The sequence below is a fragment of the Mesorhizobium sp. FG116 genome (assembly GCF_057809835.1).
The window spans coordinates 38,512-60,180 of the sequence record NZ_JBMDKS010000029.1 but is presented as its reverse complement, the minus strand read 5'-3'; the positions used below and the strand labels follow the sequence as shown (position 1 = coordinate 60,180).

Here is a 21,669-nt window from a genome sequence, read left to right as displayed (position 1 = left end):
AGCCCAGGCCACGAAGTTCCTCGAAGATGCGGATCAACGTTAGCCGCTCACGCTGCGGTTTCGCCGCATTTGCCGACAGCAGCCGGTCCAGCTTCTCCCGCCAGGCTCCCATGCGCGGATAGGGCTGACGCTTCCGCTCGTAGCGGAACTCCGTCTCGTCTGACCGCAGAACCTTGCGCACCACCTTGCGGGAGATCTTCAGCTCCCGGCAGATCGCCTTGATCGACTTTCCCTGCACCAGCGACAGCCGGCGGATCTTTGCAATCGTCTCCACGACCAACATCCAAAACAAATGCCTCCGATGAAACCGGAGGCATCTTGATGACCCCATCGTTAAGGGGGCCCGTTTGGACGAAAATCACCCCTTGAACAGGGTCCTAATTCCACGAAAAAACACAGTGAAGGGCAGTTCAGTAAACAGGCGTTATGCCCGCTGGTTGCCCTTGGCGGCATTGACGGCCAGCGAACGGATGACGGCTTGGGCCATCGGAATGGTGACCTGGCCGTTGCCTTCCTTGAGCCTGACGGTGCGGCAAGCCTCCTCCATTGTCTTCATGCGTTCCTCGTTGAGGCAGGCAATTTCGATCTGTTGCGACTGCTCTTGGGGACTTGAGCTTGTCGCGAGCGCTCAAGGTCACTGCAGTGATGAAGTGGGCGAAGACGCAGAGCGCCGGAACGATCTTGATGGAAAACGCAGGGTTGCGAAGCTGCTGGCAAAAGGATGCGCAGGGTCTTCGCGATATTGCCACGCCATAGCGATGCCCGCGCCGTAGACAACCTCCATCACGCGTCGCGCGCGGAGGCTGATCGCCATTTCCACCGTTCGCATCGCCTCGCGCCCAACCGGCTTGCGGATGCCTTTGAAGATGAGAACCCCTCGAACAAGACGGTGCCGACGAACATGATGGCAGCAAAAAGATGCAAAGTGACGAGAACGAAATGACTCATGATTGGCCCCGCCTTCAGCCGGTTACGGCTCCCTCGTTGGCGGGGCGGGCGAGCGCTGCAAACTTCGCCAGCACGCCGTGCCGATAGCGGGGGTCTGGCTGCTTCCAGCTTGCGCGACGGCGCGAGATCTCCGCCTCGTCCACCTCCAGTTGCAGCACAAGCTTATGCGCGTCGATGGTGATGGTGTCGCCCTCCTCGACCAGCGCTATTACGCCGCCGACATAGGCTTCCGGCGCGACGTGGCCAACCACCACGCCCCAGGTGCCGCCGGAAAAGCGCCCGTCGGTGACCAGGCCAACGCTTTCGCCAAGGCCGCGTCCGACGAGAGCAGAGGTGGGGGCCAGCATTTCCGGCATGCCCGGCCCGCCCTTCGGCCCGAGATAACGTAGCACCACCACGTCGCCAGGCTTGATCCTGTCGGCAAGGATCGCCTCCATTGCGGACTGCTCGTCGTCGAAGACACGGGCGGGGCCGGTGATCGCCGGGCTTTTCAGACCTGTGATCTTGGCGACTGCGCCATCCTCGGCGAGATTGCCCTTGAGGATGGCGAGATGGCCCTCGCTGTAAAGCGCCTGGTCGATCGTCCTGATGACAGACTGGTCGGCACGCGGCGTATCGGGCACCTCGGCAAGTTCCTCTGCCAGCGTGCGGCCGGTGATGGTCAGGCAATCGCCATGCAGGAGGTCGGCGTTGAGCAGGACCTTTAACACCTGCGGAATGCCGCCGGCCTGATGTAGGTCCACCGCCATGTAATGGCCGGACGGTTTCAGGTCGCACAGCACCGGCACCTTGCGGCGCACTCGCTCGAAATCGTCCAGCGTCCACTCGACCCCGGCGGCGTGCGCGATGGCGAGATAGTGCAGCACTGCATTGGTGGAGCCACCGATTGCCATGATTAACGCCACCGCGTTCTCGATCGATTGCCGCGTCATGATATCGCGCGGCTTAATGTTCTTCTTTACCGCCTCGACCAGCATTCGCCCGGATTCCGTAGCACTTTCGAGTTTCTCGCGGTCGGGGCTGGCCATGGTCGAGGAATACATGAGCGCCATGCCGAGCGCCTCGAACGAGGAACTCATCGTGTTGGCCGTATACATGCCGCCGCACGAACCGTTGCATGGGCAGGCGTTGCGCTCGATGCCCTCGAAATCCTCTTCGCTCATCGTGCCGGCCATGAAGGCGCCTACTGCCTCGAAGGCGGAGACGATGGACAGATCCTCGCCCTTCCAACGGCCCGGCTTGATTGTGCCACCATAGACATAGATCGCCGGCGCATTAGCTCGCAGGATGCCAATCATGCCGCCGGGCATATTCTTGTCACAGCCGCCCAGTACAAGCACCCCGTCCATCCACTGGCCCTGCACGCAGGTTTCGACGCAATCGGCGATGACCTCGCGCGAGACCAGCGAATATTTCATGCCTTCCGTGCCCATCGACATACCGTCCGAAATGGTCGGCGTGCCGAACACCTGCGGATTGGCGCCGGCCTCCTTAATGGCGGCGAGCGGTTGCAGGCCGGCGTTGCACGGCGTAATGGTGGAATGCGCGTTGGCGATGCCGATCATCGGTTTGTCGAAATCGCTCTTCTGGTAGCCCAGCGCGTAGTACATCGCCCGGTTCGGGGATCGGGCGATACCTTGGGTGATATGTTTCGAACGCTGGTTGAAAGGCATGGTGAAATCCCTGTCTACAAAAGGTCGACGATCCCGCGCCGATGCGCAAGATCGCGCTGCTATCTGCCCATGCGATGGAATTGGCGCGGTAAGGCGGCTTGTCCAAAGTCGATCATTGAGCGCCTGATGACGTTGCCGGCGGTATCGACAGTCAAACGCGCGCGGCGGTTGCCGTAGAAGAAACTCAAACGATATTCACCTTCGTGCTCATCGATTCCGCGTTCGCAAAAGGACGTGATCTCCTGGCCCCTCATGAGCGAGTGCACGGCCACCGGGTTGAGGTGCAGCAGGTCGGCAATCAGTTTCGCATCGATGAGCATACCGTCCGTGCCGATTTCAATTTTCATCGCATTCGTATCCTCAAAATATATGGACGCTAGGCGGTCACGACCCCTCGCAGGATCGTCTGAACGCCGAAACGCTGGGATATTCCGATTTCCGATCGGAGACATGAGGCGGAACCAAAGATCGTCGTCGGCCTCGTGTGAGAAGTGCCCCGCACGGCGCCGTCGGCAACCACCGAGCATATCGCGTACTGGTCTCCTCAAATTCGTGGTTCGGTATTATTTCTGAAATATAGCGCTATTGTACCCGAACCAGAAGCTCTCACCCCATTCCGCGACAAACGCCAAGCAAAAACGCCGACGCGAGAGCGCGACGGTCGTCCCCTGCACCGTTAGTCCCAATGCACATGCCTACTCAACCGATCAAGTAGCGCGTTGAATTTTCGCCACTCGACTGGATTGGCTCCACGCAGCATCGCACAGGCCCTGCCCGACTCACGGCAGCCGGGCTCTACGGCGAAGTCGAGGTGGTTCTAGGACCGGGAGAACGGAATGCACGCGTGAAAACCGGCCGCGTAGGTACCGATGAGATCTTCCGTCGCGATCTGATCCCAAAATGACCTTCCTGCCGCACCAGCGGTGCGGGACCGGCGAAACCGACTACCCACTTGTGAGCGCATGGGCAAGGCATCTACAATAACCTAATGACAGACATGACAGACCTAGCATCCGAGCTTGCCTACATGGCGGAGCACCTCGAACTATTTTCGAAGGACGAATTGGCTGGAAAACTGGTGGAGGCATCAAAGGCCATCAGCAAGGCGCGTACCCTTCGACGTTATCCGGGCAAGAAGAAATCCGCTGCCAGCGCGCATGATGATTGAGGGGGATAATCCCAAGAGCCACAGCTGGGCGGCTGTTTGTTGCCTGGCGTAACGTATCCCGACGTGGAACGGGTATTATAGTAACGTGCTTGCGCGGCGCTGCACTGCAATGTGACGAACATGGCTGAGCCCCATTTGATTTCAGCACCGACCCCGAGAGGGCACACCTTGACCGGAGCAGCCCACTCCCCCAAGCTTCAGGTTGTGCCAGCCATCAGGAAATTCCTCGGCACCAACGTTTCGGGCGTGATGTGCCTTTTCCGCTACAGCGCAACGCCGGAATTTACGTTACGTAAGTAATACAAGGTGGATTGAGGGGGTTTTCATGAAGATCGCAATTGCGCTCGCAATTATACTAGGAGCATCGGGTGCGGCACTGGCAGCAGACCCGGCAGCGGAAATTCCGGTCGCTTCGACGTATAACTGGTCAGGTGCCTATGCCGGGCTTCATACCGGCCATTCCTGGGGTGACGGCGATGGCGTCTACCTGGTGGGCGGCATTCAAGTCGAAACGGCCAACCTGAACGCAGACGGCTTTATGCTCGGTGGCCAAGTCGGATACAATTGGCAGTTCGGTTCCGTTGTTGCCGGTATCGAAGGCGATCTCGCCTTTTCCAATGCAGATGGAAACGACAATATTTTCGGTTTCCCCGGCGGCGTCGCACCTGTCGCAACCACGCATTCCGAGATCGACTATCTTGGCAGCATCACCGGCCGTTTGGGTTATGCCGTTGACCGCGCTTTGTTCTATGCCAAGGGCGGCGTTGGCTTGACGCGCCTGGAAATCACGGACATCTCGCTTGGTGGCTTCAACAACGCAAGCGGCAAGGAGTCGGTGGCAGGCTGGACCCTTGGCGCTGGCGTCGAATACGCGCTCAATGACAACTGGACCGTCAAGGGCGAGTATCAGTTCTATCGGTTCTCTCCGAATCTGACATTGCTCAATCCCGGCGGCACCGAGTTCAGAACGTATGATGACAATTTCGATGTCCATGCGATCAAGATTGGCTTCAACTACAAGTTCTGATCTGCTTCGCAGATGAGATGCAAAGCCCCGCTCCGGCGGGGCTTTTTTATGCGCTCGGATCGGTGGATTGCAGTTTGACGAACCGCTCCTCGTCATTTGTTCTGGCCCGGCGGACCTGAGAGGACGTGCCTGGCAGACGCTCCTCCACCAAGATGCGTGCTTACCCTCCTCTTGTGATGAGCGGGGAAAGGCGCGACAATTCGCTATGGCCAAGAAAACCTAAGACCCGAGCGAACGAGCCGTGCGGGCGTATGCAAGCTTGCCAACATGCCGGAAGATCACGTTCCAAGACAAGCCTTTGTGGCAGGCTTATCTCGATGAAGTTGACGCCGTTCACAAGCGCGCCGAGGAGGGCAAGATGTGAAATTGCACAGAACAGTGCCCCTTGACACGCGAATGCTCAAGGAGTCGATTCAATCGCTCTTCCCGGGATTTTTGACGGTCACGACAGGTGCTTTCTGGACCCCCCTCAACTCGCGACCATTTTCGCAACGAACTCAGTAGATTAAGCTCGGTCTGCGTAGGGTCTCTATTCGGCGCAATTTCACAGGCAGGGACCGGACGGCGCCTCCTGGACACAGGAAGCCCAAGCGGGCCGTGCACGTCTGAAAGCGCACGACCCGCTTGGGCTCAGGACCAATCCTGACCTGGCTGAAAACATTTCCGGATGCGGTTTAAGCTTCGCTTTGAAGGTCAGGCGCGGTCAATGCGTCTTTCCGTTCACGTCGAACTGCTTCAGATACGCGATCAGGTCCGAGATCTTCTGCTCATCCTTTAGGCCTGCATAAATCATCTTGGTGCCGGGAATGACGGCCTTCGGGTTCTTGATATACTCGCGGAACGTTTCCTCGTCCCAGACGATTCCGGAATCCTTGTTTGCCGACGAATAATTGTACCCTTCAACTGAACCGGAATGCCGGCCCATCAGGCCGTTGAGTTCTGGCCCGACTCCGTTCTTGGCTTTTTCACCGATCTGATGGCAGGCGCGGCACGCCGCAAAGACCTTCTTGCCGGCCTCCGTGTCGCTAGCCGAAGCCGGCGCCGTTACGAAAAATATCGTCACTACGGACATCATGACAGAGCGAACATAAGCTTCCATGAGAAATTCCTTCCTGGATTGAGCCGCGACGATCGCGGCGTCCTGTATTATGAAGTCATCTTCAGACAGATTGTCTGATAACCCACCGCTTGTATGGTCTATGGAAAACTCTTGTGCGTATTTGGATACATCCTTCAAGTTCTCAGGTCGACACGGATTTGCGTCCACCTTGCTTGTGTAATGTACACCGCCAAGTCGGCGTGGGCGTGCCCGAAACTAGCGCTTCGAGAAATACTCTATGCCGGATCGTGGCGATCTTGGGATGGACGAATGCAATCAATTCGTCTCGCCGGAAGCGTTGAGGCAGCGGCTGACGCCCGATAGTGTCAGGCCGAGCCAATCAGGCAGCTCTGCCCGCGTCAGATAGAGAGGGACGTGAGATCATCGCCTTTCGCGAGCGATCCGCGGGAGAATTGCGATGCCGAGTCCAGCAGGGCGGTGGCGCCGTTTCCGCAAGGTTCCTGCGCCCAAGTAGCAAGGCATGAAACCGGGAATGCAACAGTGTATGCCGAGCAGCCGCAGTGATCTTCGCGCCCTCGGCTCTTGGATCGGGCACTTCCAAGAGCAGCGCACCCGGTTCAGCAAACTACAACTTGCCTTGCCTGCGGGGCTCGGCCCGTGGAATCAGCAGATCGATCGTCGGCATGGGCACTCCTGCACCCAGCATTGTTCTGTTCCGCGCTTTGACGATCTGCTCGACGGGCCTCTACTGGCAAATTAGCCCGGCACCCTCAGGAGCCATTCTGCGCTCGCGCTCGCTTGACGGCGAAATGCTTACCCTGCCGACCGACATACCACGACGGGGCCAGATGCAAGTGCACCACCTGTCCGGGCCGCAAGGATCGTCGCCGCACTGCGCTGCATCTCGAAAGGAGAGGACATCGAATGGGAAATTCTGATCGCGCCCACCCTGGCGGGCGCCGCTCGACGCGCAAGACCTTGCCGAAATGCTTGGCAATCTTATCGACAATGCTATGAAATGGAATGCTGGAAAGATACGCATCACCAGCCGGCTGGAACCCCGTACACTCGTTCTAGCCGTCGATGGCGACGGGGCCGGGCATTCCGGAAAGCCCGATGGCTATGGTGCTCGCCCGCGGCGGCACGGTAGACGAGACGCAGCCGGAAGCGGGTTGGACTTGGCGATCGTCGGCGATCTTGGGCCAGACGTTTCGCCCGGTCAACGAGGACCGAAGCATACGCGGTCCTTCGCCCTCACCCACCGCGCTTTATTTTCCGGGTTTTGCAGAACCCGCGTTGCCGACATTGGTCGAAAAAGCCGGCATTGGGACAGAAGGCCATGATCGCGTCCGCTTCGTCATGCTCCAGCAAGGACCGACACCGCTCCTGTTGGAAGCAGACGAGGCAGATATTGCGTGCCTGAGCAATAGCTTTACCCACCTCGTTGCGTGCGGCAAGAACAGGTTCTACCCGCGTGCGTTCCATGACAAGATCGAACTGGACGAACTGGCGCCAGACCTGATCCGTCAGCGGCCAGCGTCGTGCATCGTAAGACATGGCTACCTCCCTGCGCAGGATTGGACCATTGCGCTATGAGTGTAGATTACGACAGTTCGGAGCGCGATGTGCCCGTTGGCCGCAACTGCAGATGGCGATCTTCATCAAAGGTCGCTTCTGTTTGATCCCGCGCACGGCACTTCAGCGTCGTCCATCCTGGCCATTTGCGGCATGCAGGCGCTGTCAGATCAGTCATGCCGCGCTGTTCGAGCCCGCGATGCTTGTCCGCCACGGTATGAGGCGGCTGAGACGATCAGCGCACGACTGCGACATGGAGGAAGTGGCGCGCACTTACCGCTCTGTACTCTCGGGGCGTACCCTGACTGGAATCGGAAATTCGCAAGTGGTTGCGGCTTCTGCATCTTGACGCGATGCTTGTGTCATCCTGACGGCCTTTTTGTTGATGGTTGATCGGGACCACGTCACTGCCGTCCCGAATGAGGCTGATGGGCCGCCGCTAAGCAACCGGACAGCTCCGCTGCCGACTGCTGCCCGTGCGTGCCGGAAAGGGCCACGCCCAGCGCGGCAAGTAAGCACTCACGCGGAAGTCCACTTCCCGTCGTGTGACAGGATGTGGGCTTCGACGCCGGCAATGCCATCAAGCACAGCCGCGATCTCCCCCGCATCCATCAGGTTGAAGGCGGTGGACAGCGCGTCCGCCAACACCGCCTGGCCGGCCACGACGGTGACGCCGGCGTGACGCTGGGGCGTCGCCCCGCTACGCGGATCGATGATATGGCTGAACTGCCCTTCCGCGTCGAAGCGGAAGCCGAGCGGGCTCGATGTGGCGACGGCACGGTCTTCCACTTCAAGCACCTTGAGGATGCGGGCGCTGTCCTGCGGATCGGAAATGCCGACGCGCCATGGCCGGTCGCCCGGAGCCGAGCCGATGGCACGGCTTTCGCCCATGTCGACCATGGAACGCTCGATACCGCCGGCCCGCAGGAGGTTCACGACCTTGTCGGTGATGTAGCCTTGCGCGATGCCGTTGAGCGTCAGTGCGGAGCCCTGGACCGGAAGCTCGATCCTGTCGGGGGAGCAGGTGATCCGCTCGAGACCGACCCGAGCGAGGCATTCGCGCACGATCCCGACCGAGGGTCCGGCCTCTGATGCGCCAGGCGTCGAGAAATGGTGGCGGTAGACCTCCCATAGCGGCTGCACGGTGGGATCGAAGGCGCCGGCAGTGCGCACGTTGGCCTCGCGGCTGAGCAGCAATATCTCGACCAATTCCTTCGGCGGCGCGACGAGGAAGCGCTGTCGGTTGAGCTGCACTAGGTCCGAATCGTCGCGGTAGAGGCTGAAAACGCGCTCCAATCGGCGCATTTCGGCCACCACCATGCCGGCCAGCCACTCGGCGGTCGCATGATCCGGGTGATGGATGACGAGCGAAGCCTGCGCGCCCATCGCCTCGCCCCGCCAGGTCACCGCCTCGGGCGAGGTGTAGCCGCGTAGCGGCAACAGGCTCATGCCGGCCGCCGCCGCGCTGATGCCGATGATACGGCGTCGGGAGATCATGCTGGACGTCATGTCAGTGAACCTCGCGGGAGGGTACAGACGCATCACCAGCGCCGGGTTGCTGCTCCAGAATATAGTCGCGCGGAACGGCGTCGAAGCGCACGATATCCCCGCCATGATCGCCGGCAAAGGCTTTCGCCGCTTCCTCGGTGGAGAAGGGCACGGCCTCGGCGGCGCCCATGCCGCCCTTCCGGTCGCTGCCGATGACAAAAAAGGCCTGCCTTGCCTCCACCCAGTTGTCGGCTCCGGGCTTGTCCCAGGTTGGCGCCTTTCCCATGTCGGAGACGTAGATCGCCTTGATGTCCTTCGGCTCTTCCGGCAGCATGGTGAAGGCGATGGCGTCGCGCGCCGAGGAGAACCAGATCGGCTCGTCATATTTGGCGAGGATGATCTGCCCCTTGGGGCCGGTATGTTCGAGGATGTTCATGCCGCAATAGCGGCCCATCGCGTCTTGCGTCATGGCGAAGGGCGCGGGCGGCGCCTCGGTCTCGCGCTGGCATGCGCCGAGCATCAGCAGGCCGGCCAGAAGCGCAATCGAAAGGCGAATTCTCACAGCTCCCTCCTTGAAAAGACAGCAGCAGCCAGCGCCATCGGCACCACGATCCATGCTGCGAGTGCAGCCAGTAGTGCGGCCGGCCGCAGAGCCGCGCTCTGCACGATGCCGACCATGCCGGAAGCCGCCGCGATCTCGTCCGAGCCTGCGAGGTTGAGCAGCCGGTAGGCGTCTGTCGGATTGAACAGCAGCAGCGCCTCCAGCATGCCGCCGCTCATGAGCCGCCCCTGGTCGGCGACCAGCAGCGCTAGCAGCGCCATGTCGTAGAGGATGACAAAGACCAGCCAGATGCCGACGGCGATGCCGCCGGCCGTACCGCGGACGCGCACCAGCGCGCTGACCAGATAGCCGATGGCCACGAATACGGCGCCGAGCAGCACCGACGAAGCCGTCATCGTCGTGAACGCCGTCCAACTACCGCCGCCGATCGCCTTGCCGGTGGCCAGCAGCGCAACGGCCGCCAGGCCGTAGCCGACGCAGGTGGCAAAGGCGAGAATGGCGATGTGGCCGAGGTATTTGCCAATCAGCACCTGCCAGCGCCGCACCGGATAGGAAAGAAGCAACGTCATGGTGCCGCGCTCGATCTCACCGACGATGGCGTCATGGGAGATAAGCAGGGCGATCAGCGGCACTATAAAGATGGTGAGACTGGCCAGGCTGATGACCACCACGTCGAGCGCACCGGCGCCGACCGTGCCGGTGGGCGCGCTGCCGAGCAAAGCCAGCGTCAGCGCCAGCGCCGCCAGCAGCCCGGTCGCCGCCAGAACCCAGCGATTGCGCAGGCCCTCGCGCACCTCCTTGGCCGCAAGCAAAAGGATGGTGTTCATCGAGAAACCCTCCCCGCCAGGAAATGGGCATAGAGTTCATCGAGGCCAGGCGGTACCATGTCGAGGTCCTCGAAAGGCGCGTCCTCGCCGGCGGCGCGGCGCAGGAAGGCGGCCTTATCCTCAGGCGTGGCGTCGAGTTCGACGATATGGCCATTGATCTGCCTCAAACCCGCGGGCTCGCCCATCCATTCGCGCAGGCGCTGGGCGCCGCCCTCGGCAGTTCGCAGGCGGATTCTAGTCGGCAGCCGCGCGATATCGCGCAACTCGTCCAGCGAGCCATCGGCGATCTTGCAACCGTCGTTTATGATGACGACGCGGCCGGCATTGCCCTCCAACTCGTTCAGCGCATGCGAACACAACAGCACGGTAGCACCCACCGCTCGCATCTCGCGTACGATTGCGTAGAATTTCTGGCGCAGTTCCGGGTCGAGCCCGGTGGTCGGCTCGTCAAGTAGCAGCACCGCCGGCTCGCCGATCATGGCCTGGGCGAGGCCAAGCCGCTGACGCATGCCCTTGGAATAGGTACCGACGCGCCGGTCTGCTGCATGGGCGAGGCCAAGCCGCTCCAGCAGCGCGACCTCCTCATCCTTCCCTCCGCCCTTGAGCCGTACATAAAACCGCAGCGTCTCGCGGCCGGTGAGGGCAGGATTGAACGAAACGTTCTCCGGCAGGTAGCCGAGGCGCCGGCGCACTGTGGCATCGCCTGCCGCCGGGTCCTGGCCTAGCACACAGACCGCGCCGGCTGTGGGGCGCACAAGGCCGAGCATCAGTTTAATGAGGGTTGTCTTGCCGGCGCCATTGTGGCCCACCAGTGCGATCACCTCGCCGGCGCCGGCGGCGAAAGAAACCCCGTCCACGGCCTTGACCGGCCCATAGTGACGGGAAGCCGACCTCAGTTCGACAATGAGGCTCATGGCAGCTCCGTTCCCTTGATGCCGGCAGGCTTCATCAGCGGATGGCTGTCGATAACACCGCCGGGAAAGATCGCCGGAAAACGTGACTGCGCCCAGCGGATCACCTGCACGGCCGGGCTGTTGACCAGCACCTTGGCCGCCGGCGCCTTCCACAGGACCCTGTCCATCATATCGTTGGGTCGGTAGGGACTGTCGGCAATTGCGTCGCCGTCAAGGTCGAAGGCGGGATTGTCGCTCCAGTAATTGCCGCGTCCGCCGCTCGACCAGTCGAGCGAGCGAGTGCCGACATATTTGACCTGGTTGCGGTTGCGCAGGAAGGCGTTGCCGCTCATGGCGTTGCCCTCGGAGCCGGCGGTGAAGTGCACCCCGATCTCGCAGCCCTCGAATTGGTTGTATGAGAAGCGGTTGCGGTTGGCGTTGTAAATGAACACGCATTTCTCCGGGCCGACACGCGTGCCTTTGGGCGCTTTGGCGGCGGGGGCGCCGGCGCCTTTGGCGGGCGGCATCTCGGGGTTGGCGGTGAAGCGCTGGCCGTTGCTGGTCCAGCGGGCAGCCGGCTGGGCGCGGCCGCGCACCACATTGCCGCGGATCTCGGAGCCGTTGGCGTAGTTGAAGAGAAGGCCGTTGTCGCGGTCGCCGTCCGACACATTGTCGAAGACCTTAAGCCGGTCGGAATACATGATCGCATAGCCGACGATGTTGCCGGTGGACACGTTGTCGGCGATCACGCTGTCGTTCGTGTACATATAATGGATTGCGAAGCGCAAATTGCTGAAACTATTGCCGCGAAACTCGTTTTTCTTGCTGGTGTTGGCGAAGATGCCGTCGCGACCGAAGCTGATGTCGTTGCCCAGCACTCGGGCGCCGGGCGCATTCCACACCGACACGCCGTTGCCGGAACGGTTGGTGCGACCCTGACGCTGGCCCTCGATGAAGTTGCCGCGCGCCACCGCGTCCCGCGAGCCGTGAATCTGGATGCCGTAGAGATTGCCGACGATGCTGTTGCCTTCGATAAGCGCGCGCTCGGCGGCCGGCGCGGCGAATACGCCGGCATCCAGCGTGTCGATATCCGTACCCGAGCCCTCGATGCGCAGGCCGCGAACGACAGTGTCGGGCGCCTCCAGTGTGACCACACTGCCGAGGCCGCTGCCCTTCAACACCGCGCCCGGCTCGCCTTGCAGCGTCAGCGCCTTGGAGATGACGACTGGCCCAAGATGCTCGCCGCGCGCCAGGCGCAGCACATCACCGGGAGAGGAGGCGTCCACCACCGCCTGAAGCGGTCCCGCAGCCGCCGGCACCGCTATTTCGGCGGCCGCGGCCGCGTGACCGAAAATGGCGGCGACCACCGCCACCATTCCTATCGTTGTAATATGGAACGAATGGTTCACGTCCTAGGCACCTTGCGGTTCCACCAGCATGCGGCCCTTCATCTCCATGTGCATGGCATGGCAGAACCACGAGCAGTAGTACCACCACACGCCGGGCTTACTGGCGGTGAAAGTCACCGACGCCGTCGCTTGGGGAGCCACCTCCATATTGATGCCGTAATTGATGATAGAGAAGCCGTGGGTCAGGTCCTCCACCTCGTCGATGTTCGTCACATAGACGGTCACTTCGTCACCCTGTTTGACGCTGAAGCTCTCCAGTCCGAAGGCTGGCGCCGCCGAGGTCATGTAGACACGCACCTTGTTGCCGTCGCGGATCACCTCGCTGTCCATCATCAGATCGATGCCGTCGGCTTCTGCCTGCTTGACCGCATCCGCGAAGAACGGGTCGTTGCGGTCCCAGACATTGACCGGGTTGATCTTCGAGCGGTGGACGATGGTGGCGTCATGAGGCTCGGCGAAGCTCGGGCCGTCATGCACCAGCACCATCTGATCGCCGGAGATGTCGATTAACTGGTCGTTCTCCGGCTTCAGCGGGCCGACGTTCAAGTAGCGGTCCTTGGAAAACTTGTTGAGCGAGATCAGCCATTTTCCGTCCGCTTCCTTGGTCTGACCCATAGACGTATGGTTGTGGCCGGGCTGGTAATGAACGTCGAGCTTCTGGCGGATAGGATCGACCGCCTGGCCCGCATAGGAACGCTTAGCATCCTCGATGTTCCACTTGCAGATCTGGCTGTCGATGAACAGGGTAGTATAGGCGTTGCCCTTGCCGTCATAGGCGGTGTGCAACGGCCCGAGCCCCAGCTCCGGCTCGGCTACCACCGTGTCGCGGGGCTCGATCTTGTCGTCGAACAGCTCGTCGAACTTGCGCACGTCGAACACCGTCACCGTGGGCGAGAGCTTGCCGTTGGCCACGACGTGGATGCCGTCGGGCGCGGTGTTGATGCCGTGCGGGCTGTTGGCGATCGGAACGTAGCGCGTGTAGGGCGAACCGTGACGGCCGTCGATGACCGGCACGCCGCCCATCTCCTTGAAGTCTCCCTTCTTGACCGCGTCTTCGATGCGCTGGAGGTTGAAGATGACGATCCAGTCCTGCTCCTTCTCCATCATCTCGGCAAGCGTGACGCCTTCTTCGGAATTGTAGCAGGTGGCAAAGGCGTATTTGCCTTGGTAGTCCGCGTCGACGTTGTCGAGATTCCCGTCCACCATAACCTGCCAGGCCACCTCCATCGTCTCCCCGTCCACGGCGGTGAAAATGGCGTGATACTGCTTCGGATCGTCCAGGATCTTGCCATCATTGGGAATTGGCGCGCGGTCCTCGCCATTGCAGAAGACATAGCCCGTCTTGGGATATTTCTGGACACGAAGGCCGTGTACCGTGTGCTGGTTCGGCAGTTGGATGATCTTGTCGCAGCGCATCACGTCGAGGCGGATACGGCAGACACGGGTGTTGGCCTTGTCGTTGGCATAGAGATAGCGGCCGTCATAGGTGCCATCGGTCTGCGAGGGATGCGGGTGGTGCAGGTCGCCGTTGAGATAGGTACCGCCAAGGTCCTTCAGGAACTCCTTCGTTTCCGGCAGCAGTCCCTCGGTCAGGACCTTGCGGCTCTCGTTGGTCTGGCCCCACCCGGTGGCGCTGCACCGGTTGAAGACCGGAATGCGCATGAGTTCGCGCATCGACGGAGCACCCATGATTCGCACCTCGCCGGTCTGGCCGCTGGAGAAGAACACATAATACTCGTCCAGTTCGCCTGGCTTGACCTCGAACTCCTGCTCGCCTTTTTCGTCTGCCGCGGCCGACGAGACGACGCCCCCGCCCCGTGTCAATCCGCCTCCTAAGCCTGCGGCCCCCGCTGCGGCTACGACAGCGGTAGTGCCCAGCAATTGACGCCTGCTCAGAATGGTCTTCTTGTCCTGATCTTCCTGCGACATGCTCCGTCTCCTTTGTTGGCGTGTCAGCCTGTTGCATTGGTGTCTGGTTGCGAGGTCGCCACCGGCGCACCCTTGTGGCTGATGACCGGCGGCTTTGCCGGCCCTTTGCCACCTAAGGTGGGTGAAGACAGAGCCGCGAACTTCTCCCGTTTCAACCGCACCTGAATCATGTGCGGGCAGCGATGATCGTCGTGGTAGAGTTCCTGGCAGTGCATGCAGTAGATGCACTCGTTGACATTGATCTGCCCTTCGGGATGGATGGCATCGACCGGGCATTCCTTGGCGCAGCGCTGGCAAGGAGAGCCGCATTCTGGGTAACGCTTGAGCCATTCGAACATGCGGATGCGACCCGGAATGGCAAGCGCGGCACCCAGCGGGCACAGATAGCGGCAGTAGAAGCGCTCGATGAACAGACCCGCCGTCAGCAGCGTCAACGCAAAGATCACGAAGGGCCATTCGCGAGCGAATTTGAGGATGATCGCCGTCTTGAACGGTTCGATCTCGGCATAGGTCTCAGCCAGTGCAACGGAGTAGAACGACAGGCCGAACAGCCCGAGGAAAATCACGTACTTGATTGGCCAAAGGCGTTCATGGAGGCCGAAGGGCAGCCTGATCTGCGGCACCTTCAACCACTGGGCAAGGTTATTGGTCAGTTCCTGCAAGGCGCCGAAGGGGCAAAGCCAACCGCAAAATGGGCCTCTGCCCCAGAACAGCAGTCCCGCCGCAACCGCCGCCCATAGGATGAAGACAAGCGGCGCGGCGAGAAAGAACTCCCAATTGAAGTCCGTGACAAGGGAATTGGTGAAGGTCAGCACGTTGACTACGGACAATTGCGCATTTGCGTACCAGCCGAGCCAGATCAGCGTGAACAGCAGGTAGCCGCGCCGCACCCAGACGAACAGGCGCGGGCGCCGCACCAGCCAGTTCTGGAAAAAGAAGATTGCGGTCAGCACAAGAAGCGCAACAACGGTGATGCCGATCTCCAACTTGTTCAGTTTCCATATTCTCACCCATAAAGGCTCCTCATCAGTCAAGCCCTGGGGGGAGGATCCGGCAGCGTCCGAAACGGCCACGCCAGGCTTTAACGCTTCGGTTGGCTGCGCAGGGTGTGGTGCGGCAACGGCGACGGGCACCGCCTTCAGATAGCGGTCCGGCAGCGTGTAGCCGAGGTTGAAGGGGAGCGTGGCCTTGTCGCGGGCGCCGAAGCTACGCTGGACGAGAAGTTGCAACTCCCACGGTTTGGAAAGGTCCAGCGGGAACTCCTCCGGCACCGCGAACAGCGCAATCTCGCGCAGATGCGGCGCGCCTTCGGCCGAAAGGTCGCCGAGGCGCGTATGGTCGCGGTCGCGAAATCGCACGCCTTGGCCGTCCTGCATCAGCTCTATACGGTCGAAGATGCCGCCGCGCACATAGCCGGAGCCCTTGAAGGAATAGACGCCGTCGCCGGCTACCACGATGGCCTGCTGGCCGCGTTTCAGCTTCTTGCGTAAGCGTTCATAGACAGTATCGCCCAACAGACTCCTGCCGATGACAGGCACGCTGACCGGCGCAACAAACAGGTCGATGAAGCGGTCGTCGGTATTGCTGGTCTCCGGACGGCCGGCGGCCTGTGTCTGACCCGCATCGGCGAAGGCCTTCGTCACCTCACCCACCGTCATGCGCAGGCTGCGCACCGAACCGTCGCCGACCAGCGTGTTCCAATCGAGGATTTCAGACACGTCAGGGTCGACGGCCCTGGATGGCAAAGTGGGCGCGCCGCCGGCATCCGCCGCTTCGGTGCCGCCCAGCCGACCGGCGCGGATCAGTTTCACGGCCGAGCGCACCACGCTGTCGCCCATCACCAGTACCGTCACGGTTGCGCCGCTGACGATATCCACCTGCGGAATCTGCTCCTGCCCGGCCGCGACGCGGCCTAGATCCTTGCCGATCAGCTTGTTCAGCGAGGCGACAACCTTGGCCTGGGGGATGCCGATGAGGACGATGGGCTCCTTGTGCTCGACCAACTTGAAGCCTCGGACGACGCCCTTGGGATCGATACCCACGAGGATGCGGATCGGCTTGCCCGAATAGCCGACCGAGCTGGTGTAGTCGGTATTCAAATAGGCGTAGCCGATCGTCTGGTCAGCCGACAGAACGGGCACGAGCGGGGGACTTCCTTCGGCCTTGCCATAGGCGTCCGCACCTTGGATCAACTCGCCCGGCTGTGTGCCAGACAGGAAACGCTGCAGGCTTTCGTCCGCCCGGACCTGGAAAGTCAAGGCGGCTAGGCAAGTCAGCACGGCAATCAGGCAAAAGCCGGCGTGCAACAACAATCGGGCAGCCATGCCGGTCTGGCTGTCGCTGTCACTTCTTCGCCCCCGACCCTGCAAAACCATGTCCACTGAATACCGCACTTTCCCCCCGCCCTGGGATGGGCGGCTTGCGGGGGCAAATGTTGACGGGTTTTCCCGTTGCGTCCTTGATCCAAAACAAAAAGAACCTTGCCGCACAGAAGAGGTATCCTTTGATCCGGCGCAAACAAATTGGCTGGAAATCTCCTATGGTCACAGCATACGAACATACGACCGTGGGACAGCCGCAGGAGCGATGGAATGACCCGCCTGAGGTCCGAACCTGCAACGCAGGTTCGCTCGATGGACGAACTCCTGGCCGTTGCCTACACCATGGAAAAGGAAACGGTTGATCGGTACGCGGCACTTGCCGAGCGCATGCATGCCGCTGGTCGGCAGGATCTCGGCGAGGTGTTCAAACGACTGCTGCGCGAGAAGACCAGCCATATGAACCTGGTGATCGCCTGGTCGCGCCAGGCGCTCCGCCACGTGCCTGCCGCAGTCGAGCAGGCTCCGGTGGATGTGTTCGACGATGAAGGCGCAGCGCTGGTCTCGCCCGAGCTTCAGGACGCCTACCGCTCCTTCGCCATGGCGGTCCGCAACGAGGAACGCGCCTTCGCATTCTGGTCCTATGTTTCCGCCAGCGCCCCTACCACTGAAGTCCGCGACGCCGCAGAGCGCATGGCGCGAGAAGAACTTGAGCACGCCAAAACTCTACGACGAGAGCGGCGCAAGGCGTTCTTTCAACTCAAGCACGACGCGGCGGCGGATCAGCAGCCATACGATCTAGCCGCCCTCGAATTGGAAGTCCGCAAGGGTTTCAATGAACGTTTTCATATAGACAAGAAGCAGAGTGAATATCGAGACCTCGCCGACGAAGCTCGCAAGCTCTCTCTCGTTCTTGCCTCGAACCCACTGCAGGAGCCTGCACCCGTCGGGCCGCCCCCTCCACGGTCTTTGGACGCGCTCTGCGAGTGGCTGGCCGACTACTACATCGAGGCGGGGGAGCATCTACCTTCACAGGCCGCGCGCGACCGGGCGCAGATCCTTGCCACCGTAGCTGTCAGGCGCCTCGCGCTGATGCGCCATCTGGATGCGAAATAGCAGGGGCTCGCCTACATTCGAACTTGGCAATCCGACGAAGTACGGTGGAATGGTTGACGCCAAGACTGCGCGTCGCACCCGACAGGCATCCGCGCGACCGCAAGAACACCCGCAGCGGCAAAGCAGTCTGAGGCGCCACAGCTTGAGTCCGAAGAAGTCTGGCGTGTATGTCGAAGCTACAGAGCATACAAGTTAGAGTGGTCGTCGGAGGCCTTGGAACTGGTGGTCGATATGACACAGTCGCAGAGACTCCCCGTCCTTCTTGGTGATGGAATCTAGACGAAACGACCTGCAGAAAGCAGACCGTCTGGTCCCGTGAAGAGTTTCGGGCGCCGGCAGGCGCACGAAGGTCCCCGAGGAAGGAACCCGCAGGCCACAATCAATGGCTATATCGTGCCTCCGCGCGGTGTTGTCGGCCCGGCTCTGGTCTGGACGCTTGCCTTTTCTGCGTCAGGAATCACCATGGACACGCGTGGATCCGTTGCCGCAGGTTGAGCGCCTGTGGCGGGAAGCCGGATCAAGCCATGCTGGGTCATGGAGTGGTCTCCTGGTTCGGTGTCGTGTTGTCCGGCGGCCCGCGCGGCTGCCGCCAGCGTTCGAACGTCTCGATCACGATCATGCGTCCGCCGCAGCAGGGGCATGGCGGACGGAAGTCGTCCGGTTCGCCCAGGGTGTCGTCGTCGGGCGGCGCGGCGACGTCCAGGAGTTCACGGGCGAGCGCAAGGCTGACCTTGCGGGAACTGCTGGCAAGCAGGCCGTAATGCCGGATGCGGTGGAAGCCGCAGCAGGAAGCGGCGGATGAACTTGTCGGCCGCAAGCGTCATGACTTGCTGCCGGTTCGCGCCGTTGCGACGATAGTCCTTGTAGCGGAAGGTGACGCCGCTCTGATCGAAGGCGATCAGCCGGCGGTTCGAGATCGCAACCCGGTGGGTGTAGCGCGACAGATAGGCGAGCACCGCTTCAGGCCCGGCGAAGAGCGCCTTTGCGTAGACCACCCAGCGCTTCTTCCGGCCGGGGAGAGATGGTGAAGGAAGGCCCGCCGATCGGCGAGGTGCGCCATCGATCCCTCCCGTTTAAGCCTCCTACATCGCCATGTCCGGTGTCATCGTTTGCGCCGGCTTCTCCTCCGCAATCTCCGTCATCGTCGCCTCGGTCAGCAGCAGAGTGCTCGCGACCGACACCGCGTTCTCCAGCGCAACGCGTACGACCTTGGTCGGGTCGATGATGCCTGCCTCGACAAGATCAACATACTGCTTGCGACCGGCATCGAAGCCGAAATTGCCTTTGCCTTCCAGCATCTTCGCGACGACCACGCCGCCATCGACCGCGGAGTTCTCGGCAATCTGACGCACGGGCGTCTCAAGTGCTCGTTTCAGAATCTGAACGCCAGTACGCTCGTCGCCTTCAACAATCTTCTCCTCCTCCTCGACGGTCGCGATGCAGCGCAGCAGTGCGAGCCCGCCACCGGGAACAATGCCTTCGGCGACCGCCGCTTTCGTTGCGCTGATCGCATCGTCCAATGCTTCTTTCTTCGATTTCATCTCCAACTCGGTCGGCGCGCCAACCTTGATGACCGCAACGCCGCCCGCCAACTTCGCCAGCCGTTCCTGGAGCTTCTCGCGGTCGTAATCGCTGGTCGTATCCTCGATTTCCCGCCTGATCTGCTCGATTCTTGCTTTGATCGCCTTGCTGTCGCCGCTGCCGCCGACGATGGTCGTATTTTCCTTGTCGCAGACGACACGCCTTGCACGGCCGAGTTGCTCGATCGTCACGTTCTCCAGCTTGATGCCCAGTTCCTCGGAAATGACCTGCGCGCCCGTGAGAATCGCCATGTCCTGAAGCATGGCCTTGCGCCTGTCGCCGAAGCCTGGCGCCTTGACCGCGCAGCTCTTCAGGGTGCCGCGAATGTGGTTGACGATGAGCGTAGCGAGTGCATCCCCTTCAACCTCTTCAGCCACGATAAGCAGAGGAGCGGCGGATTTGGCGACTGCATCGAGCAGCTTGACTAGGTCGTTGAGCGAGCCGATCTTGCGGTCGACGACCAGAACAAGCGCATCTTCAAGCACAGCTTCCATCTTGTCCGGATCGCTCACGAAATAAGGCGACAGGAAACCGCGATCGAACTGCATTCCCTCGACCACATCGAGAACCGTCTCGGTCGTCTTGGCCTCCTCGACCGTGATGACGCCGTCATCGCCAACCTTCTCCATTGCTGCCCCGATCAACGCACCTATGCCGGCATCGTTATGCGCCGAGATTGTTGCGACCTGTTCCTTCTCCCGGCGGGTCTGAACCGGCTTGGAAATCGCCTTCAACGTGTCCACTGCGCGCTTCGCGGCCCGATCGAGACCGCGTTTGATGTCGATCGCACTGGCACCGGCCACGACATTGCGAACGCCGTCGGCAAACATGGCGTGGGCAAGGATGGTCGATGTGCTCGTGCCGTCGCCAACCATGTCGCCCGTCTTCTCCGCCGCCTGCCTGAGCATGCGCACTCCGAGATTCTCCTCCGGATTCTTGAGGTCGAACTCCTTGGCGATGGTGACGCCATCATTACAGACGATAGGCACCCCCCATTTTCTTTCGATCAGCACAGATTTGGAGCGCGGCCCGAGCGTGACCCGCACGGCATCGGCGAGTTGCGTGGCACCGCGCAGGATCTTCTCGCGCGCCTCGGACCGGAAAAGTACCTGTTTGTGAGCCATCTCTTTGACCTTCGAAAGGTGCTGCCTGGCAAACTCGCTGCGTCAATCCCGACGCTCGCCGGTAAGCTGCAGGAACATGAGGAACAGGTTGATGAAGTCTAGATAGAGGGTAAGCGCTCCGAGCACTGCCTTCTTCGAGATCGCCTCGTCGCCCTTGGCCTCGGCCTCGATGTAGATGTTCTTGATGCGCTGCGTGTCATAGGCGGTGAGCCCTACGAAAAGAATCACGCCGATGACCGAAATCACAAACTCGAGGGCAGGCGAAGCAACGAACAGGTTGACGACGCTCGCAAGGATGATCCCGATCAGCCCCATGAACAGGAAGGAACCGACGCGCGTCAGGTCGCGGCCCGTCACATATCCATAAAGGCTCATCGCACCGAACGTTGCGGCCGCGATGAAGAAGGTCCTCGCTATGCTCGCGCCCGTGTAGACTAGGAATATCCCTGAAAGGGAAAGGCCCATCAGGAGCGCGTAGACCCAGAAGGTCAGCTGGGCGGCCGCCACGCTCATTCGCTCGATCCGAAAGCTCAGAACCAAGACCGCCGCAAGCGGCGCCAGCATGACGATCCAAATCAGCGGGGTTCCCGCAATCTGCTGATAGAACCCTGTCCGTGCCGCAATGTAGCCCGTCAGCCCGCTGACGATCAGACCGCCGGCCATGAAATTGTAGACCCTGAGCATATATTCGCGCAGGCGCGGATCGACATATTCGTGAATATCGGGAGACGCCCCATAATCGAGTCGGACATCCTGCCGGGGATTGTACGCCATCGCCTCGCTCCACTTTCTCCTCCATGCTTGATAACCTGGCACAAGAGCAAGGAACCGGGTTTGACGCGGATCAAGATTATGGCACCGTCGTATGGCACTTTGGGCAGCCCCGGCGTGAGGATAGCTCTCCGACTTTTGCAACGACCCTATGCTGCCACTCGCACGGCCAGACCACCGTGCACACGTCGGGATTGGTT

General features: G+C 61.2%; 17 protein-coding genes and 2 pseudogenes. 4 read left to right on the top strand and 15 right to left on the bottom strand.

What is annotated here, in order from left to right:
- The 4 genes and pseudogenes from ACODTY_RS19655 to ACODTY_RS19640 all read right to left on the bottom strand — a co-directional run.
- Nucleotides 1-283: pseudogene (locus ACODTY_RS19655) on the bottom strand (IS21 family transposase); the annotation flags it as partial.
- 141 nt (nucleotides 284-424) lie between these two features.
- Entirely contained in the window at nucleotides 425-556 is a 132-nt protein-coding gene (locus ACODTY_RS19650; protein ID WP_488995886.1) for a hypothetical protein, read from the bottom strand.
- A gap of 406 nt (nucleotides 557-962) precedes the next feature.
- Complete coding sequence (ilvD, locus tag ACODTY_RS19645; protein ID WP_488995885.1) at nucleotides 963-2,621, bottom strand: dihydroxy-acid dehydratase; 1,659 nt, start codon at nucleotides 2,619-2,621, stop codon at nucleotides 963-965.
- 59 nt (nucleotides 2,622-2,680) lie between these two features.
- Complete coding sequence (locus ACODTY_RS19640; protein WP_488995884.1) at nucleotides 2,681-2,968, bottom strand: DUF6522 family protein; 288 nt, start codon at nucleotides 2,966-2,968, stop codon at nucleotides 2,681-2,683.
- A 641-nt stretch (nucleotides 2,969-3,609) separates the two neighbouring features.
- Here ACODTY_RS19640 and ACODTY_RS19635 point away from each other — a divergent pair.
- The gene (locus tag ACODTY_RS19635) at nucleotides 3,610-3,789 is read left to right on the top strand and encodes a hypothetical protein (protein ID WP_488995883.1); all 180 of its coding nucleotides are present in this window, start codon (nucleotides 3,610-3,612) and stop codon (nucleotides 3,787-3,789) included.
- A 325-nt stretch (nucleotides 3,790-4,114) separates the two neighbouring features.
- A complete protein-coding gene (locus ACODTY_RS19630) occupies nucleotides 4,115-4,816 on the top strand; it encodes an outer membrane protein (RefSeq protein ID WP_488995882.1) in 702 nt (233 codons plus the stop codon).
- A 703-nt stretch (nucleotides 4,817-5,519) separates the two neighbouring features.
- Here the strand turns inward: ACODTY_RS19630 and ACODTY_RS19625 are convergent.
- Nucleotides 5,520-5,891 (bottom strand): c-type cytochrome, encoded by a 372-nt coding sequence (locus ACODTY_RS19625; protein ID WP_488995892.1) that lies wholly within the window; start codon nucleotides 5,889-5,891, stop codon nucleotides 5,520-5,522.
- A 1,101-nt stretch (nucleotides 5,892-6,992) separates the two neighbouring features.
- Between ACODTY_RS19625 and ACODTY_RS19620 the strand changes: the two genes are divergently transcribed.
- Nucleotides 6,993-7,472 (top strand): hypothetical protein, encoded by a 480-nt coding sequence (locus ACODTY_RS19620; protein ID WP_488995881.1) that lies wholly within the window; start codon nucleotides 6,993-6,995, stop codon nucleotides 7,470-7,472.
- A gap of 498 nt (nucleotides 7,473-7,970) precedes the next feature.
- Here the strand turns inward: ACODTY_RS19620 and ACODTY_RS19615 are convergent, their stop codons facing one another.
- Genes ACODTY_RS19615 through ACODTY_RS19585 form a run of 7 tightly spaced genes read right to left on the bottom strand, consistent with a single transcriptional unit; the run spans nucleotide 7,971 to nucleotide 16,883 of the window.
- Nucleotides 7,971-8,960, bottom strand: coding sequence for an FAD:protein FMN transferase (locus ACODTY_RS19615; RefSeq protein WP_488995880.1), 990 nt, complete (start codon nucleotides 8,958-8,960; stop codon nucleotides 7,971-7,973).
- Nucleotide 8,961: 1 nt separating this feature from the next.
- The gene (locus ACODTY_RS19610; RefSeq protein WP_488995879.1) at nucleotides 8,962-9,501 is read right to left on the bottom strand and encodes a nitrous oxide reductase accessory protein NosL; all 540 of its coding nucleotides are present in this window, start codon (nucleotides 9,499-9,501) and stop codon (nucleotides 8,962-8,964) included.
- A complete protein-coding gene (locus ACODTY_RS19605) occupies nucleotides 9,498-10,328 on the bottom strand; it encodes a DUF2705 family protein (RefSeq protein WP_488995878.1) in 831 nt (276 codons plus the stop codon). The genes ACODTY_RS19610 and ACODTY_RS19605 overlap by 4 nt, the downstream gene beginning before the upstream one ends.
- Nucleotides 10,325-11,242 (bottom strand): ABC transporter ATP-binding protein, encoded by a 918-nt coding sequence (locus tag ACODTY_RS19600; protein ID WP_488995877.1) that lies wholly within the window; start codon nucleotides 11,240-11,242, stop codon nucleotides 10,325-10,327. Before ACODTY_RS19600 ends, ACODTY_RS19605 begins: the two co-directional genes overlap by 4 nt.
- Nucleotides 11,239-12,597 (bottom strand): nitrous oxide reductase family maturation protein NosD, encoded by a 1,359-nt coding sequence (locus tag ACODTY_RS19595; protein WP_488995891.1) that lies wholly within the window; start codon nucleotides 12,595-12,597, stop codon nucleotides 11,239-11,241. Before ACODTY_RS19595 ends, ACODTY_RS19600 begins: the two co-directional genes overlap by 4 nt.
- 36 nt (nucleotides 12,598-12,633) lie before the next feature.
- Nucleotides 12,634-14,559 (bottom strand): TAT-dependent nitrous-oxide reductase, encoded by a 1,926-nt coding sequence (gene nosZ / locus ACODTY_RS19590; protein WP_488995876.1) that lies wholly within the window; start codon nucleotides 14,557-14,559, stop codon nucleotides 12,634-12,636.
- A 23-nt stretch (nucleotides 14,560-14,582) separates the two neighbouring features.
- Nucleotides 14,583-16,883: a 4Fe-4S binding protein gene (locus ACODTY_RS19585; protein WP_488995890.1), complete on the bottom strand. Its 2,301-nt coding sequence runs from the start codon at nucleotides 16,881-16,883 to the stop codon at nucleotides 14,583-14,585.
- A 267-nt stretch (nucleotides 16,884-17,150) separates the two neighbouring features.
- Between ACODTY_RS19585 and ACODTY_RS19580 the strand changes: the two genes are divergently transcribed.
- On the top strand, nucleotides 17,151-17,993 hold the full coding sequence (locus tag ACODTY_RS19580) for a rubrerythrin family protein (protein WP_488995875.1): 843 nt from the start codon (nucleotides 17,151-17,153) through the stop codon (nucleotides 17,991-17,993).
- Between the two features lie 532 nt (nucleotides 17,994-18,525).
- On the opposite strand, the pseudogene ACODTY_RS19575 reads toward ACODTY_RS19580, so the two are convergent.
- The 3 genes and pseudogenes from ACODTY_RS19575 to ACODTY_RS19565 all read right to left on the bottom strand — a co-directional run.
- Nucleotides 18,526-19,074 (bottom strand): annotated as a pseudogene (locus ACODTY_RS19575) (transposase); the annotation flags it as partial.
- A gap of 1 nt (nucleotide 19,075) precedes the next feature.
- Nucleotides 19,076-20,698, bottom strand: coding sequence for a chaperonin GroEL (gene groL, locus ACODTY_RS19570; RefSeq protein ID WP_488995874.1), 1,623 nt, complete (start codon nucleotides 20,696-20,698; stop codon nucleotides 19,076-19,078).
- A 42-nt stretch (nucleotides 20,699-20,740) separates the two neighbouring features.
- Nucleotides 20,741-21,472: a Bax inhibitor-1/YccA family protein gene (locus ACODTY_RS19565; protein WP_488995873.1), complete on the bottom strand. Its 732-nt coding sequence runs from the start codon at nucleotides 21,470-21,472 to the stop codon at nucleotides 20,741-20,743.
- Nucleotides 21,473-21,669: the final 197 nt, after the last annotated feature.

Excerpts from the sequence above, each read along its gene's own strand:
- ACODTY_RS19650 (WP_488995886.1), bottom strand. The coding sequence starts at position 556 with ATGAAGACAATGGAGGAGGCTTGCCGCACCGTCAGGCTCAAGGAAGGC.
- ilvD (WP_488995885.1), bottom strand. The coding sequence starts at position 2,621 with ATGCCTTTCAACCAGCGTTCGAAACATATCACCCAAGGTATCGCCCGA.
- ACODTY_RS19640 (WP_488995884.1), bottom strand. The coding sequence starts at position 2,968 with ATGAAAATTGAAATCGGCACGGACGGTATGCTCATCGATGCGAAACTG.
- ACODTY_RS19635 (WP_488995883.1), top strand. The coding sequence starts at position 3,610 with ATGACAGACATGACAGACCTAGCATCCGAGCTTGCCTACATGGCGGAG.
- ACODTY_RS19630 (WP_488995882.1), top strand. The coding sequence starts at position 4,115 with ATGAAGATCGCAATTGCGCTCGCAATTATACTAGGAGCATCGGGTGCG.
- ACODTY_RS19625 (WP_488995892.1), bottom strand. The coding sequence starts at position 5,891 with ATGATGTCCGTAGTGACGATATTTTTCGTAACGGCGCCGGCTTCGGCT.
- ACODTY_RS19620 (WP_488995881.1), top strand. The coding sequence starts at position 6,993 with ATGGCTATGGTGCTCGCCCGCGGCGGCACGGTAGACGAGACGCAGCCG.
- ACODTY_RS19615 (WP_488995880.1), bottom strand. The coding sequence starts at position 8,960 with ATGACGTCCAGCATGATCTCCCGACGCCGTATCATCGGCATCAGCGCG.
- ACODTY_RS19605 (WP_488995878.1), bottom strand. The coding sequence starts at position 10,328 with ATGAACACCATCCTTTTGCTTGCGGCCAAGGAGGTGCGCGAGGGCCTG.
- ACODTY_RS19600 (WP_488995877.1), bottom strand. The coding sequence starts at position 11,242 with ATGAGCCTCATTGTCGAACTGAGGTCGGCTTCCCGTCACTATGGGCCG.
- ACODTY_RS19595 (WP_488995891.1), bottom strand. The coding sequence starts at position 12,597 with ATGGTGGCGGTGGTCGCCGCCATTTTCGGTCACGCGGCCGCGGCCGCC.
- nosZ (WP_488995876.1), bottom strand. The coding sequence starts at position 14,559 with ATGTCGCAGGAAGATCAGGACAAGAAGACCATTCTGAGCAGGCGTCAA.
- ACODTY_RS19585 (WP_488995890.1), bottom strand. The coding sequence starts at position 16,883 with ATGGCTGCCCGATTGTTGTTGCACGCCGGCTTTTGCCTGATTGCCGTG.
- ACODTY_RS19580 (WP_488995875.1), top strand. The coding sequence starts at position 17,151 with ATGACCCGCCTGAGGTCCGAACCTGCAACGCAGGTTCGCTCGATGGAC.
- groL (WP_488995874.1), bottom strand. The coding sequence starts at position 20,698 with ATGGCTCACAAACAGGTACTTTTCCGGTCCGAGGCGCGCGAGAAGATC.
- ACODTY_RS19565 (WP_488995873.1), bottom strand. The coding sequence starts at position 21,472 with ATGGCGTACAATCCCCGGCAGGATGTCCGACTCGATTATGGGGCGTCT.